Below are 14,107 nucleotides of genomic sequence, written 5' to 3'. Positions count from 1 at the left end.
TCAACTCGACGCAGCGAAAGAACCCATCCATGTGCCAGCATCAGCCACCCTGCCCGACAGCCGACTCACCCGACCGGGAAGCCGCCCGCCAGGTGGCGCACCACCCGGAACAGGGCTGGAGCCTGCTGTGCAACGGCGTCCTGCTCTTCGAGGACACCGGTGAGCTGCTTCCGGACGGGCAGATCATCGCCCCGCACAGGCATCTGGCGGCAAGCCGGGTGATGAAGGCGGCCTGAGCAGCCGCCCGGTACGGAAAGGGGCCGGCCCGGAGGAATCTCCGCACCGGCCCCGACGCATGTCCGCGTCACACCGTTCGATCCGGTGCCGCCGGATCAGTTGTCGTACGCGTCCAGGGGCGGGCACGAGCAGACGAGGTTGCGGTCGCCGAACGCACCGTCGATCCGGCGCACCGGCGGCCAGTACTTGTCCGCGGCCGGGACCCCGGCCGGGAAGACGGCCACCTCGCGGCTGTAGCCGTGCTTCCACTCCCCGCCCAGCGCAGCCGCCGTGTGCGGGGCGTTGGCGAGCGGGTTGTCGTCCGCGCTCCACTCCCCCGTGGCGACCTTCTCGATCTCGCCGCGGATGGCGATCATCGTGTCGCAGAAGCGGTCCAGCTCCGCCAGGTCCTCGCTCTCGGTCGGCTCGATCATCAGCGTCCCGGCGACCGGGAACGACATGGTCGGCGAGTGGAAGCCGTAGTCGATGAGCCGCTTGGCGACGTCGTCGATGCTGACGCCGGTCGCCTTGGAGATGGGCCGCAGGTCCACGATGCACTCGTGGGCGACCAGCCCGGCCGGACCGTTGTACAGGATCGGGTAGTGCGGTTCGAGGCGCTTGGCGATGTAGTTGGCCGCCAGCACGGCGACCTGCGTCGCCCGCTTCAGCCCCTCTCCGCCCATCAGGCGCACATAGGCCCAGGAGATCGGCAGGATGCCGGCCGAGCCCCACGGGGCCGCCGAGATCGGTCCGACACCCGTCTCCGGGCCGGCCGCGGGCTGCAGCGGGTGGTTGGGCAGGTACGGCGCCAGGTGGGCGCGCACACCGACCGGCCCGACACCGGGGCCGCCGCCGCCGTGCGGGATGCAGAAGGTCTTGTGCAGGTTCAGGTGCGAGACGTCGCCGCCGAACCGGCCGGGCTTGGCCAGGCCGACCAGCGCGTTGAGGTTGGCGCCGTCGACGTAGACCTGGCCGCCGGCGTCGTGCACCTCGGCGCAGATGTCGGCGACGTGCTCCTCGAAGACGCCGTGCGTCGACGGGTAGGTGATCATGAGCACGGCCAGCTCGTCGCGGTGCTGCGCGATCTTGGCCCGCAGGTCCTCGATGTCGACCTCGCCGTCGTCGGCGGTCTTCACGACGACGACCTTCATGCCGGCCATCACGGCGCTCGCCGCGTTGGTGCCGTGCGCCGAGGACGGGATCAGGCAGACGGTCCGGTTCTCGTCGCCGTTGGCGCGGTGGTACGCGCGGACGGCCAGCAGCCCGGCGAACTCGCCCTGCGAGCCGGCGTTCGGCTGGATGGAGACCGCGTCGTAGCCGGTGACCTCGGCCAGCCGCTCCTCCAGCTCGCGGATCAGCGTCAGGAAGCCCTGGGCCTGCTCGGCGGGCGCGAACGGGTGCAGCGCGCCGAACTCCGGCCAGGTGACCGACTCCATCTCGGCGGTCGCGTTCAGCTTCATGGTGCAGGAGCCGAGCGGGATCATGCCGCGGTCGAGCGCGTAGTCGCGGTCGGCGAGCTTGCGCAGGTAGCGCAGCATCGCGGTCTCGGACCGGTGCTGGTGGAAGACCGGGTGGCTCAGGATCTCGTCGGTGCGCAGCAGCGCGCCGGGCAGCGCGTCCTCGGTGGTGGCGTCCAGCGCCTCGACGTCGCCGTCGGCGCCGAAGGCGGCCCAGACGGCGGCGACCTGGGTGCGGGTGGTGGTCTCGTCGCAGGCGAGGGAGACGGTGTCTGCGTCGACGAGGCGCAGGTTCACGCCGCGCTCGCGGGCGTCGGAGAGGACGTCGGCCGCCTTGCCGGGGACGCGGACGGTGAGCGTGTCGAAGTACGCCCCGGTGACCACGTCCACCCCGGACGTACGCAGGCCCTCGGCGAGGATCGCGGCGTAGCGGTGGGTGCGCCGGGCGATCGTGCGCAGCCCCTCGGGGCCGTGGTAGACGGCGTACATGCCGGCCATCACGGCGAGCAGCACCTGAGCGGTGCAGATGTTGCTGGTGGCCTTCTCGCGGCGGATGTGCTGCTCGCGGGTCTGCAGGGCCAGCCGGTACGCCTTGTTGCCGTCGGCGTCCACGGAGACGCCTACGAGGCGGCCCGGGAGGCTGCGCGCGAACTTGTCGCGGACCGCCATGAAGCCGGCGTGCGGCCCGCCGAAGCCCATCGGCACGCCGAAGCGCTGCGTGGTGCCGACGGCGATGTCGGCGCCCAGCTCGCCGGGCGAGGTGAGCAGGGTGAGGGCCAGCAGGTCGGCGGCCACGGTGACGACGGCGCCCAGCTCGTGCGCCCGGTCGATCACGGGCTTGATGTCCCGGACGGCCCCGGAGGCGCCGGGGTACTGGAGCAGCACGCCGAAGACACCGCGCTCGGCGATCTCGGCCGGGATGCCGTCGGCGAGGTCGGCGACGACGACCTCGACGCCGGTGGGCTCGGCGCGGGTCTCGATGACGGCGACGGTCTGCGGCAGGGTGTCGGCGTCGACCAGGAAGACGCCGTTCTTGACCTTGCCGACGCGCCGGGCAAGCGCCATGGCCTCGGCGGCGGCCGTTCCCTCGTCGAGCAGGGAGGCGCCGGAGGTGGGCAGCCCGGTGAGCTCGGCGACCATCGTCTGGAAGTTCAGGAGGGCTTCCAGGCGGCCCTGGGAGATCTCGGGCTGGTACGGCGTGTAGGCCGTGTACCAGGCGGGGTTCTCCATGACGTTGCGCAGGATCACCGGCGGGGTGAACGTGCCGTAGTAGCCGAGGCCGATCATCGGGGCCAGGACCTCGTTGCGGTCGGCGAGCCGGCGCAGCTCGGCCAGTACCTCGGCCTCGGTACGGGCCTCCGGCAGCCGCAGCGCCTCGGCACTCTTGATCACATCGGGCACGGCGGCCTCGGTCAGCTCGTCGAGCGAGCCGTAACCGACCTGGGCGAGCATCTTCGCCTGCGCCTCGGCGTCGGGACCGATGTGACGCTGCTCGAAGGGAATGCCCTGTTCCAGCTCGGCGAGCGGGGTGCGACGGGGGGTCATGGTGGAGGCCTCCTGGTCTGTCACGACCTGCGAGGGGCACCACGGCGCGGGGTGCCCGAACGGCCTCCCCCTCTGTCATCTCAACCTGAGAGCTTCACCGGCACCACGGGCGCCGGCTTTCACCGTCGGTGAGGGAGAAGTCGCGCCCGGCCGATGGCCGCGCCCAACCCGCCCTGCTTTCCAGAGTGACCTCGTCCGCGCGGTACGGGGGCCTGAGAGATTCCGGGGAGGATTTGCTCCTTCGGCGCCTCCGGATCGGTTCCGGAGGACTCTCCCGCACGGGGTCAGCAGCCGTTGACAGCCTACCAGCGGGGTACACGACGAGAATTCTCGAGTGGCCGACACCACGCAACTGCACTTCTGTAGTGCTGTGGACCAGCCGCGACCCATGTGGGAGGGACCGTGCAGACCGACATCGACCCGCGCAGCCTGATCGGCCGCAAGGCTTTCGACCGCAAAGGCACCAAGATCGGGACCGTGGACGAGGTGTACCTCGACGACGCGACCGGCGTACCGGAGTGGGCGGCCGTGCGCACCGGCCTGTTCAGCCGGGACGCCTTCGTCCCGCTGGAGCCCAGCGAACTCGTCGAGGACACCCTGCGTGTCCCGTTCGACCGTGCGCTGATCAAGGACGCGCCCGACTTCGGGGTGGGCCGCCATCTCTCCCCCGAGCAGGAGCTCCAGCTCTACCGGCACTACGGGCTGGACTCCGCCCCGGGCGCCCCGGCCCCGGACCGCGACTTCGGCAGGCTGGCCGGCCAGGAGGAGTAGTCCGGCGGCTCCCGCACGAGCGGCAGCGGATCGGCGGGCCGCAGTGCGGGGTCGTCGATCCGGAACGTGCGCACCCGGCCGGGCTCGGACCCGGGTTCCTCGAAGCGCACGGTGACCCGGCCGACCCCGCTCCCCTGCACCCAGCCGTGTCCGTGCACGTCGTGCCGTACGTCGTGTCCGGCCGGCCAGCGCCGCGCGGCGGGCTGCTCGGCGGCTTCCGGTCCCGGCTCGGGCTCCGGCCGCCCCTCGCGGCTGTCGGCGGCCTTCTCGGGCCGCTCATCGGGGCCGCCCGGGAGAGCGGCCGCCGCCCGCTCGCCGGCCGCCTGGGCGAACAGGTCCTCCTGGGTGAAGTCGGCGAGCCCCGTGACGCCCACGCCAAGGAGCCGCACGCCCCCGGTGGTGTCCACGGACTCCAGGAGCCGTGCGGCGGCCTCCCGTACCACGGCGGGGTCGTCGGTGGGGCCGCGCAGGGTCTCCGAACGGGTCAGGGTGGAGAAGTCGTACCGGCGCACCTTCAGCACCACCGTGCGCCCCGACCGCCCGGCCGCCCTCAGCCGCTGGACGCACCGGTCGGCCAGCCGCTCCACCTCGGTCCGCACCCGGACCCGGTCGTGCAGGTCCGTGTCGAAGGTGTCCTCGACCGACACCGATTTCGCGTCGCGCTCGGCCACCACCGGCCGGTCGTCGTAGCCGAACGCCATCCGGTGCAGCGAGCCGCCGTGCGCCTTCCCCAGCAGCCGTACGAGCTCCGCCTCGCCCGCCTCGGCCAGGTCGTCCACCGTGGTCATCCCGGCGCGGCGCAGATGGTCCGCGGTGGCGGGGCCGACGCCGGGCAGCGTTCTCACCGGCATGGGAGCGAGCATGTCCCGCTCGGTGCCGGGCTCGATCAGCCGTATCCCGTCGGGCTTCGCCTCCTCGGAGGCGATCTTGGCGAGCATCTTGGAACCCGCGAGACCGACCGAACCACTCAGCCCGGTGACCGCCTCGATCGCCTCGCGCAGCTGCCGGCCGATCTCCAGGGCCGAGGCGGCGTCGTCGGCCATGGAGCCCGCTTCCAGGTCGACGAATGCCTCGTCCAGGCTCAGCGGCTCCACCAGCGGCGAGAGGCGGCCCAGCAGCTCCATGACCTGGTCGCTCACGGACCGGTAGAGCGCGAAGCGCGGAACCAGATAGGCGGCGTTCGGCGCGAGCCGCCTGGCCTGCGCCATCGGCATGGCCGAGTGCACCCCGAACCGCCGTGCCTCGTACGAGGCGGTCGCGACGACCCCGCGGGGGCCGAGCCCGCCCACCACGACCGGTTTGCCGCGCAGGCTCGGCTTCGCCGCCTGCTCCGCGGAGGCGTAGAAGGCATCCATGTCCAGATGCAGGATGGTGGGCGCGGCTCTCACACCAGCCGATGGTGCCCTACGGCACTGACAATCGCCCCGCCACCACTGCCCGCTAGGCCGCGATTCCCGTCCCGGACGGGGCGCTCAGTGGCTCAGACGGCCCGGTTGCGGCGCCGCGCGAGCTCGTCGGTGGGGTTGTGCCCGATCAGGGTCTCCCCGGTGTCCACGCGCTCCCCGTGCAGCTGTGACAGCGCGGCGTCCACGTCCCGCCACACCACCCCCACGGCGATACCGAAGACGCCCTGGCCCCCTTGGAGCAGGTCCACGACCTCGGCGGGCGAGGAGCACTCGTAGACCGTCGCCCCGTCGCTCATCAGCGTCATGCGCTCCAGATCCTGGAAACCACGGGCCCGCAGGTGCTGGACCGTGGTGCGGATGTTCTGGAGGGCCACACCGGTGTCGAGGAAGCGCTTCACGATCTTCAGCAGGACGACGTCCCGGAAGCTGTAGAGCCGCTGGGTGCCCGATCCGTACGCCGGACGGACACTCGGCTCGACCAGGCCGGTACGGGCCCAGTAGTCGAGCTGCCGATAGGTGATCCCCGCCGCCGCGCACGCCGTCGGCCCGCGATAGCCGATGTCGTCGGCCGATGCCACGCCGCCCCCCGCCACAGCAGCCGGCACCGCCGGCTGCCTCATGGTGCGGTCGGCTGTACTCCCCTGCTGCGGATACGGCGCACCCGCCGCCGTACCGTCGCCGCTGCTTCTCACGCCGACCTCCGTCCTTGACCTGCCCACTCGAAGGTAGGCAGTCACCCGGGGTGCGTCAACGATCGCCACACTCGGCACGCCGAGTGATAATCACCCTGAGGGTGGTTTCGCGTGACCCTCGGCGGGGAAAGGCTCACCGGATATGCCGACGGCGGCCCTCGGGGACGTCACTGGCTGTTGTTCGTACCGAAGTCCTCCGGCGAGATCTGGTCGAGGAACTCGCGGAACTTCTCCACCTCGTCCTCCTGCTCGTCGGGGATCGCGATCCCCGCGTCGTCGAGCACCCCGTCACTGCCGTAGATCGGCGTGCCGGTGCGCAGGGCGAGCGCTATGGCGTCCGAAGGACGCGCGCTCACCTCGACACCGCTGGCGAAGACCAGCTCCGCGTAGAAAACCCCTTCGCGCAGGTCCGTGATGCGGACCTCGGTGAGCTCCTGACCGACGGCCTCGAGCACATCCTTGAAGAGATCATGGGTCAGCGGCCTGGCCGGAGCCATGCCCTGCTGGGCGAAGGCGATCGCGGTCGCCTCACCAGGACCGATCCAAATGGGGAGGTACCGGTCGCCTCCCACTTCACGCAGGAGCACGATCGGTTGGTTGGAGGGCATTTCCACCCGGACACCCACAACGTCGAGCTCGTTCACACAGCAACCCTAGGACGTGCTCGGCAGGTTTGGGTAGTCGGGCTCGGCCGACATCAGTGGAGCCGCACCTGCAGGGCGGTCTGCACGAGGGCGGAATGCAGCCGTACGGACAGCTCTGCCAGCTCCTTGGCGGTGGCCTCGGCATGCGCTCTGGTCTGCGGATTCCGGTGCCGGCGCAGCGGCGCGACCACCTGCTCGATGAGTCCCGCCTCCCGGTCGGCGGCCGCCCGCATGGCCCTCAGATGACGGGGTTCCAGACCGAATCGCCCCAGATCCGCCACAAGCCTGGCGACGGTCACCATCTCGGCGTCGTAGCCGCCGTCCGGCGTCGGTGCGACGAGGCCGTAGGACTCCCAGGCATCGAGGTCGCTCTCGGTGACCTCGGCGGCGACCAGCAGCTCGGCGCGGCCGATCCGGGCCGCCGTGGCCCGCCCGGGCCCGCCCGTCCAGCCGCCGTCCGCCGCCTCCCGCCGCTCCCCGTCCGGGGAGGGCAGGGCCACCTGCTCGCCCCGGGCGAGGGCGTCCAGATGCTCACGGATGACCTTGAGCGGGAGGTAGTGGTCCCGCTGCATCCGCAGCACCTGGGCGAGCCGCTCGACGTCGGCCGGGGTGAACTTGCGATAGCCGGAAGGCGTCCGCTGCGGTTCGACGAGCCCTTCGGCCTCCAGGAACCGGATCTTGGAGATGGTGACCTCGGGGAACTCCTCCCGCAGGTGCAGGAGCACCGTGCCGATGCTCATCGGCCGGTCGTCGGCGGCGGTGCCGTTCCCGGCACCGCCGCTCGGTGTTCTCAGCATGGGCCTTCCTGAGGGTCCCCCCGGACGGCGTCCGGGGGCGGGTCAGATGCCGCGCTGGCTCGCGTAGAAGACCAGCCGGTACTTGCCGATCTGCACTTCGTCGCCGTTGGACAGGGCGACGGAGTCGATCCGCTCACGGTTGACGTAGGTGCCGTTGAGGCTGCCGACGTCCCCGACCGTGAAGCTGCCGTCGGCGTTGCGGCGGAACTCCACGTGACGGCGCGACACCGTCACGTCGTCGAGGAAGATGTCGCTCTGCGGGTGGCGGCCGGCCGTGGTCAGCTCGCCGTCCAGCAGGAAGCGGCTGCCGGAGTTCGGGCCGCGTCGCACCACCAGGAGCGCCGAGCCGAGCGGCAGGGCGTCGACGGCGGCCTGCGCCTCGGGAGACAGCGACGGCACGGCGGTCTGGCCGGTCGCCTCCGCCTCGTATGCCTCCAGGCCCGAGATGGAGATGGTCGACGTCGTCTCCGAGGCACGCTCGGGGACCCCGCCCCGCAGCGGCGCACCGCAGTTGGAGCAGAAACGGCTGGCCTCGGCATTGCGGTGGCCGCACCTCGTACAGACCGGCATGGACGAAGCCTCCTGGCTCGGGGCTCCGAAACCTATGCGGCCGGGACCGGCAGGGTCAACGGACGACGCGCCGGGACCGCCCGGGTGGTCACCCCCCTGGCCCGCCACCTGGTCGCGGAAGAGCGGGCGCTCCGAGCCCTGCTCGTCGGGCTGACCATGGCGCGGCGCGCGATGCCGTGCGGCCTCGTCGCGTGCGCTCTTGCCGAACAACTTCCCAAACAACTTCACGGGCGATTCCCCTTGACCGAAACAGACCCGCCCGTGGGGCAGGACGAACCCTGAATGAACACACCTGCCGACCCGGACATCTGCACAACGTCCGTATCCACTCGACAGTTTCCACCACGCGCCGCGATTACGATGCGGCGACCCCCCGCAACCTTCCGCTCGTGTCCCCCGACGCCCGGGCGCCCGGGGCTCACTGGCCCGACGACCGAGCGTAGTCAGGCCGCTTTGCCGGTCGCAAGGCGTCCACGACAATGTCGTCGGCCCGCGCCACATGCACCGTGGCCTGCTCCTTCTCCAGCGTCTGCACCACACCCCCGGGGATGTTGAGCGCCGGTTCCAGATCCTGCGGCTTGCCGATGACCTTGAAGACGTACGGGGCGGTGATCTTGCGGCCGTCGACCTTGACGGCACCGCCTTCGCCGGAGAAGTACGTATTGGCCACCACGCGTACGCCGTTGACCTCGACCGCCTCGGCGCCGGCCGCCCTCAGCTCCTGCAGGGCGTCGAGCAGCATGTCGGGCCGCACGGCTCCACCGGGGTCGTTCACCGTCAGCGTGATCCCCGGGCCGTGCGCCGCCACGGTGCCCGCGAGCACACCTAGTTGCCGCTCCTTCTCGACCGTCTGCTTCCGGGCCTCCTCGGCCTGGTCGGAGCTGTTCTCCAGCTCCGTGCGCTGGTCGTCCAGGCGCTGCTTCTCGTCCTCCAGCCGCTGTGTACGGTCGTCCACCTCGTCCAGGATGCGCACCAGGTCCTCCTGGCGGGCACCACGCAGAGCGCTGTTGTCGCTGTTGGACCGCACCTGGATGGCCAGTCCCAGGCCGAGGACGAACAGCAGCAGGGCGACGATGAGTTGGGCGCGGGTGACCCGGGGCGGCCAGATGCCGGCGACCAGCCGCTGGCGCCCGGTGAGCTCCTGGGGGGCGTCCGCCGGCTGGTCGCCGGGCCGCTCCCCGCCGTCGTCGAAGGCGTCGTTGCTCATCGGCATCAGGCCCGGAAGACGTGCCGGCGGATCGCCGCGGCGTTGGAGAAGATCCGGATGCCCAGCACGACCACCACACCCGTGGAGAGCTGGGCGCCGACGCCCAGCTTGTCGCCCAGGAAGACGATGAGGGCCGCCACGACGACGTTCGAGAGGAACGAGACCACGAAGACCTTGTCGACGAAGATGCCGTCGAGCATGGCCCGCAGCCCGCCGAAGACCGCGTCGAGGGCGGCCACGACGGCGATCGGGAGATAGGGCTCGACCACCGCCGGCACTTCGGGCCGGACCAACAGTCCGACCACGACTCCCACGACGAGGCCCAGTACGGCGATCACGATGTGCCCTTCCCTGTGTCTGCAGCCTTGTATGGCTCTGCGGTCCGTACGATCAGGCTGGGGGCGGCCGGGAGATCCACCTTCTCCTGGACGGAGATGCTGGTCCTGATGTCGAAGGTGTCCTTCAGCGCCTGCAGGTACTGGCCGTCGGCGCTGTCCCGGAAGGCCGCGCCGAGCTTCTTGCCGTCCCCCACCGCGAGCACCGAGTACGGGGGCGCGAGCGGCTTGTTGTCGACCAGTATGGCGTCGCCCGCGGCCCGGATCGCCGACAGGGCCGTCAGACGCTGCCCGTTGATGGCGATGGCCTCGGCGCCGGACTGCCACAGGCCGTTGACGACCCGCTGCATGTCCCGGTCCCTGACCCGCCCGGTGTCGGAGAAGCCGCTGGTCTCCCGCGGTCCGCCACCGCCCTGGTCGGTGTCCTCGGCGTCGTCGACGACGACCTTGACCCCCGGACCCCGCACGGGCGTCGCCCCGGAGAGCAGCGCCACCAGCTCGGCCTGGTCGCCCCCGTGCTCCTGCAGGGCTTTGCGCTGGCGCTTGCTCACGTCGTCGCGGACGTCCTCCACCTGCGCCTCAAGGGTGTCGGCCGCCGTCGTCTCCGCGTCGATCCGGTCGATGAGCTCCTGGCGCTCCTTGGCCAGCACCGGGGCCGTCACCCGCGCCTGGGCGGCGCCGAGTGTGACGACGAGTGCGGCCAGGACCAGGCACGCGGCGAACCCGAGCTTCGCCTTGAGCGTACGGGGCATGCCCGCCTGCCCCTCGGCCGCGCGCCGCGCCGCCGCTTCGGCGTAGCCGTCGTCGAGGCTGTGCTCCATCACGTTGGTCAGCAGCAGCATGGACGCGTCGGGGCGTTTGGGCGGCGGGGCCGTGCTCCGACCTGGGGGCTGCTGCGACATGCCGCACATCGTCGCATGTCGCGGCGGCATCCGCCGAATGGCCCCACCATTGGCCCGCCGGGCGCGGAAACGGGCAGCCGGCCCGTCCCCGGGCCGGCTGCCCGTTCACCCTTCCGGCGGCCGGACTCAGTCGCCCGCGCTGTCGACGACCGCCGCCCACTCGTCGAGCAGCGCCTGCGCCGAGGCGTCGTCGGGGCCTTCCGCCCAGAGGTGGGTGACCGCTTCCGCCCGGTCGGGCAGGACCATCACCCAGCGCCCGTCCGCCTCCACGACCCGTACGCCGTCCGTCGTGTCGACGTCACGGTCTCCGGCGGCCTCCACGACCCGGCGCATCACCAGGCCCTTGACGGCCCACGGCGTCGCGAGGTCGCGGCGCAGGACGTGGGCGCGCGGGATGCGGGCATCGATCTGGCTGAGCGTGAGCTGGGTGCGGGCCACGAGGCCGATGAGCCGTACGAATGCGGCCGTTCCGTCGAAGACGCTGCTGAATTCGGGAACGATGAAGCCGCCGCGCCCGTCTCCACCGAAGATGGTGCCTTCCTCACGCCCCACCCGGGTCAGGTCGTCGGGCGACGTCGTCGTCCACTCGACCTGGGTGCCGTGGTACGCGGCGACCTGCTCGGCGACCCTGGTGGTGGTCACCGGCAGCGCGACGCGTCCGCTGCGCCGCTCGGCGGCGACGAGGTCGAGCATGACCAGCAGGGCCCGGTCGTCCTCCACGATCCGGCCCCGCTCGTCGACGAGCGAGAGCCGTTCGCCCACGGGGTCGAACCGGACGCCGAAGGCTGCCCGCGCCGAGGAGACGATCTCCCCCAGCCGCACGAGCCCGTTGCGCCGGGTCTCGGCCGACTCGGTGGGGCGCGATTCGTCAAGACCGGGGTTGATGGTGAGCGCGTCCACGCCCAGCCGCCCCAGAAGGCTCGGCAGCACGAGCCCCGCGCTGCCGTTGGAGGCGTCGACGACGACCTTGAGCTGTGCGTCGGCGATCCCCGTCGTGTCGACGTTCCGCAGGAGGGCCCCGGTGTACGAGTCGAAGACGCTGGACGGGAAGTAGATGTCCCCGATCTCGCCCGGGAAGGCACGCCGGTACTCCTGCCTGGCGTAGACCCGGTCCAGCTTGCGCTGCCGCGCCTGGGAGAGGTCCGCTCCGCGTTCGTCGAAGAACATGATGTCGACGGAGTCGGGCACGCCCTGCGAGGTCCGGATCATGATCCCGCCGGCACTTCCCCGCGCGGTCTGCTGCCGGGCTACGGGCAGCGGTACGTTCTCCAGGTCCCGTACGTCGATGGCGCTGGCCTGGAGCGCGGAGATCACGGCCCGTTTGAGGGCGCGGGCGCCACGGGAGTGGTCCCGGGCGGTGGTGACGGTGGAGCCCTTCTTGAGCGTCGTCGCGTAGGCGCCGGCCAGCCTGACGGCCAGCTCCGGAGTGATCTCCACGTTCAGGATTCCGGAGACCCCGCGCGCCCCGAAGAGATGCGCCTGCCCACGGGACTCCCAGATCACCGAGGTGTTGACGAAGGCACCGGCCTCGATGGTCTTGAAGGGGTAGACGCGCACGTTCCCCTGGATGATCGATTCCTCACCGACGAGGCACTCGTCGCCGATGACGGCGCCGTCCTCGATCCGGGAGGCGCGCATGATGTCGGTGTTCTTCCCGATCACGCAGCCGCGCAGGTTGCTGTGGTCGCCGATGTACACGTTGTCGTGGACGACGGCCTTGTGCAGGAAGGCACCGCTCTTCACGACGACGTTCGATCCGATGACCGTGTGCTCGCGGATCTCCACGCCGGCCTCGACCTTGGCGTAGTCGCCGATGTACAGCGGCCCTCGCAGGACTGCGTCGGGGTGTACGTCCGCACCCTCCGCCACCCAGACCCCGGGCGAGATCTCGAAGCCGTCGATCTCCACATCGACCTTGCGCTCGAGCACGTCGGCCTGGGCCTTCACGTAGCTCTCGTGCGTGCCGACGTCCTCCCAGTAGCCCTCGGCGACGTAGCCGTAGATGGGCTTGCCTTCCTTCATCAGCTGCGGGAAGACGTCTCCGGACCAGTCGACGGAGACGTCGGCGTCGACGTAGTTGAAGACCTCGGGCTCCATGACGTAGATGCCCGTGTTGACGGTGTCGGAGAAGACCTGGCCCCAGGTGGGCTTCTCCAGGAACCGTTCGACCTGGCCCTCCTCGTCCACGATCGTGATCCCGAACTCCAGGGGGTTGGGGACACGCGTGAGGCAGACGGTGACCAGTCCGCCCTTTTCCTTGTGGAAGGCGATGAGGTCCGTGAGGTCGAAGTCGGTGAGCGCGTCGCCGGAAATGACGAGGAAGGTGTCGTCCTTCAACGCCTCTTCGGCATTCTTCACGCTGCCCGCGGTGCCGAGCGGCTTCTCCTCGTTGGCATAACTGAGCTCCATTCCGAGCTCTTCGCCGTCCCCGAAATAGTTCTTCACCAGAGAGGCGAGGAACTGGACGGTCACGACCGTCTCATTGAGCCCGTGCCGTTTCAGCAGTCGGAGCACATGCTCCATGATCGGCCGATTGGCTACGGGCAGGAGCGGCTTGGGCATGCTCGAGGTCATGGGGCGAAGACGAGTGCCTTCGCCGCCAGCCATCACGACAGCCTTCATGTCGGAAACGTCCTCCTTGAGAGACGACGGTCGAGCCGACTTCACCCGTCAGGGCAGCATCTGTGTCATCAGCTGCGGGCCGGCGACGTTGCGCGGCACCACTTCAACGAGCTCAATCGGCTACTGCATCCGCCTTGACGAGTCGGCGGACCTGAACCACGTAAAGGATTCCTGCCCACCAATACAGGGTTGTACCCCACCCTGCGAACGCCCATCCGAAAACGGTGGCCACCTCTGCCAGCCAACCACTTCCGTCGCTGAGCAGCAACAAGGGGAATGCGTACATGAGGTTGAACGTGGCCGCCTTGCCCAGAAAGTTCACCTGCGGCGGCGGGTAGCCGTGCCGGCGCAGGATTCCCACCATCACGAGAAGCATCAGCTCGCGGGCGAGCAGAGCCGCGGTGAGCCAGAGAGGCAGGATCTCGCGCCAGGTCAGCCCGACGAGAGTAGAAAGGATGTAGAGGCGGTCGGCGGCCGGGTCGAGGAGTCGGCCGAGGCTGCTGATCTGGTTCCATCGACGCGCGAGCTTGCCGTCGAGGTAGTCACTGACGCCGCTGAACATCAGGACCAGCAATGCCCAGCGATCGCTCTTGGGTCCGCCGAACTCGGGGCGGAGAATCAGCCACAGGAAGAGAGGTACGCCGACGAGGCGCGCCATGCTGAGGATGTTGGGGATGGTGAGTACCCGGTCCGTCTGAACGCGGGTCTCCTGGACCTCCACCCGGGGGCCTCCTGTGTCAAGAACGTGCCAATGATGCCCCCTGACCCTACCCTCAGCCTCCGCAGGCGGGTGCACAGGGGTGGCCGAGGAGGTCTGGAAACGCAGAAGAGCCCCGTGCCACAAGGGCACGGGGCTCTTCCTAAAAGGAGTTCGGCGGCGTCCTACTCTCCCACAGGGTCCCCCCTGCAGTACCATCGGCGCTGAAAGGCTTAGCTTCCGGGT

13 protein-coding genes, 1 rRNA gene and 1 riboswitch are annotated in these 14,107 nt (G+C 70.4%); of the genes, 2 read left to right on the top strand and 12 right to left on the bottom strand.

Features of this window, described 5'->3' with window-relative positions; translation table 11 throughout:
• The first annotated feature begins 29 nt into the window (after positions 1-29).
• A complete protein-coding gene (locus E6R18_RS16135; RefSeq protein ID WP_136317582.1) occupies positions 30-236 on the top strand; it encodes a DUF5999 family protein in 207 nt (68 codons plus the stop codon).
• A 96-nt stretch (positions 237-332) separates the two neighbouring features.
• Here E6R18_RS16135 and gcvP read toward each other — a convergent pair whose 3' ends face one another.
• Complete coding sequence (gene gcvP, locus E6R18_RS16130; RefSeq protein ID WP_136317581.1) at positions 333-3,218, bottom strand: aminomethyl-transferring glycine dehydrogenase; 2,886 nt, start codon at positions 3,216-3,218, stop codon at positions 333-335.
• Positions 3,219-3,408: 190 nt separating this feature from the next.
• Positions 3,409-3,505: riboswitch (glycine riboswitch) on the bottom strand.
• 115 nt (positions 3,506-3,620) lie between these two features.
• Between gcvP and E6R18_RS16125 the strand changes: the two genes are divergently transcribed.
• Complete coding sequence (locus E6R18_RS16125; protein ID WP_136317580.1) at positions 3,621-3,989, top strand: PRC-barrel domain-containing protein; 369 nt, start codon at positions 3,621-3,623, stop codon at positions 3,987-3,989.
• Here the strand turns inward: E6R18_RS16125 and E6R18_RS16120 are convergent.
• From E6R18_RS16120 to rrf, 11 genes are all read right to left on the bottom strand, one after another.
• Positions 3,914-5,377, bottom strand: a complete 1,464-nt coding sequence (locus E6R18_RS16120) for a DNA polymerase IV (RefSeq protein WP_136317579.1) — start codon at positions 5,375-5,377, stop codon at positions 3,914-3,916. The genes E6R18_RS16125 and E6R18_RS16120 overlap by 76 nt on opposite strands.
• Positions 5,378-5,469: 92 nt before the next feature.
• Positions 5,470-6,087: a MerR family transcriptional regulator gene (locus E6R18_RS16115; protein WP_136204881.1), complete on the bottom strand. Its 618-nt coding sequence runs from the start codon at positions 6,085-6,087 to the stop codon at positions 5,470-5,472.
• Positions 6,088-6,254: 167 nt separating this feature from the next.
• Positions 6,255-6,731, bottom strand: a complete 477-nt coding sequence (locus E6R18_RS16110; RefSeq protein WP_003946924.1) for a bifunctional nuclease family protein — start codon at positions 6,729-6,731, stop codon at positions 6,255-6,257.
• A 53-nt stretch (positions 6,732-6,784) separates the two neighbouring features.
• Positions 6,785-7,528 (bottom strand): MerR family transcriptional regulator, encoded by a 744-nt coding sequence (locus E6R18_RS16105; RefSeq protein WP_136317578.1) that lies wholly within the window; start codon positions 7,526-7,528, stop codon positions 6,785-6,787.
• A 42-nt stretch (positions 7,529-7,570) separates the two neighbouring features.
• Entirely contained in the window at positions 7,571-8,434 is an 864-nt protein-coding gene (locus E6R18_RS16100; protein WP_240799284.1) for an FHA domain-containing protein, read from the bottom strand.
• A gap of 82 nt (positions 8,435-8,516) precedes the next feature.
• Entirely contained in the window at positions 8,517-9,305 is a 789-nt protein-coding gene (locus tag E6R18_RS16095; protein WP_136317577.1) for a DUF881 domain-containing protein, read from the bottom strand.
• Between the two features lie 5 nt (positions 9,306-9,310).
• Positions 9,311-9,643, bottom strand: a complete 333-nt coding sequence (locus tag E6R18_RS16090) for a small basic family protein (RefSeq protein ID WP_003970459.1) — start codon at positions 9,641-9,643, stop codon at positions 9,311-9,313.
• Positions 9,640-10,542 carry a DUF881 domain-containing protein gene (locus E6R18_RS16085; RefSeq protein ID WP_136317576.1) on the bottom strand — a complete coding sequence of 301 codons (903 nt, stop codon included), beginning with the start codon at positions 10,540-10,542 and terminating at the stop codon, positions 9,640-9,642. The genes E6R18_RS16090 and E6R18_RS16085 overlap by 4 nt, the downstream gene beginning before the upstream one ends.
• Before the next feature lie 126 nt (positions 10,543-10,668).
• Positions 10,669-13,164, bottom strand: a complete 2,496-nt coding sequence (locus E6R18_RS16080; RefSeq protein WP_136317575.1) for a mannose-1-phosphate guanyltransferase — start codon at positions 13,162-13,164, stop codon at positions 10,669-10,671.
• A 112-nt stretch (positions 13,165-13,276) separates the two neighbouring features.
• Positions 13,277-13,885 (bottom strand): CDP-alcohol phosphatidyltransferase family protein, encoded by a 609-nt coding sequence (locus E6R18_RS16075; RefSeq protein ID WP_136317574.1) that lies wholly within the window; start codon positions 13,883-13,885, stop codon positions 13,277-13,279.
• Between the two features lie 148 nt (positions 13,886-14,033).
• Positions 14,034-14,107, bottom strand: a 5S ribosomal RNA gene (gene rrf, locus E6R18_RS16070); the annotation flags it as partial.

It is taken from the genome of Streptomyces sp. A1277 (genome assembly GCF_004795015.1).
Lineage (GTDB): Bacteria > Actinomycetota > Actinomycetes > Streptomycetales > Streptomycetaceae > Streptomyces.
The sequence above is the reverse complement of the archived record's forward strand: the minus strand, read 5'-3'. Positions and strand labels throughout refer to the sequence as shown.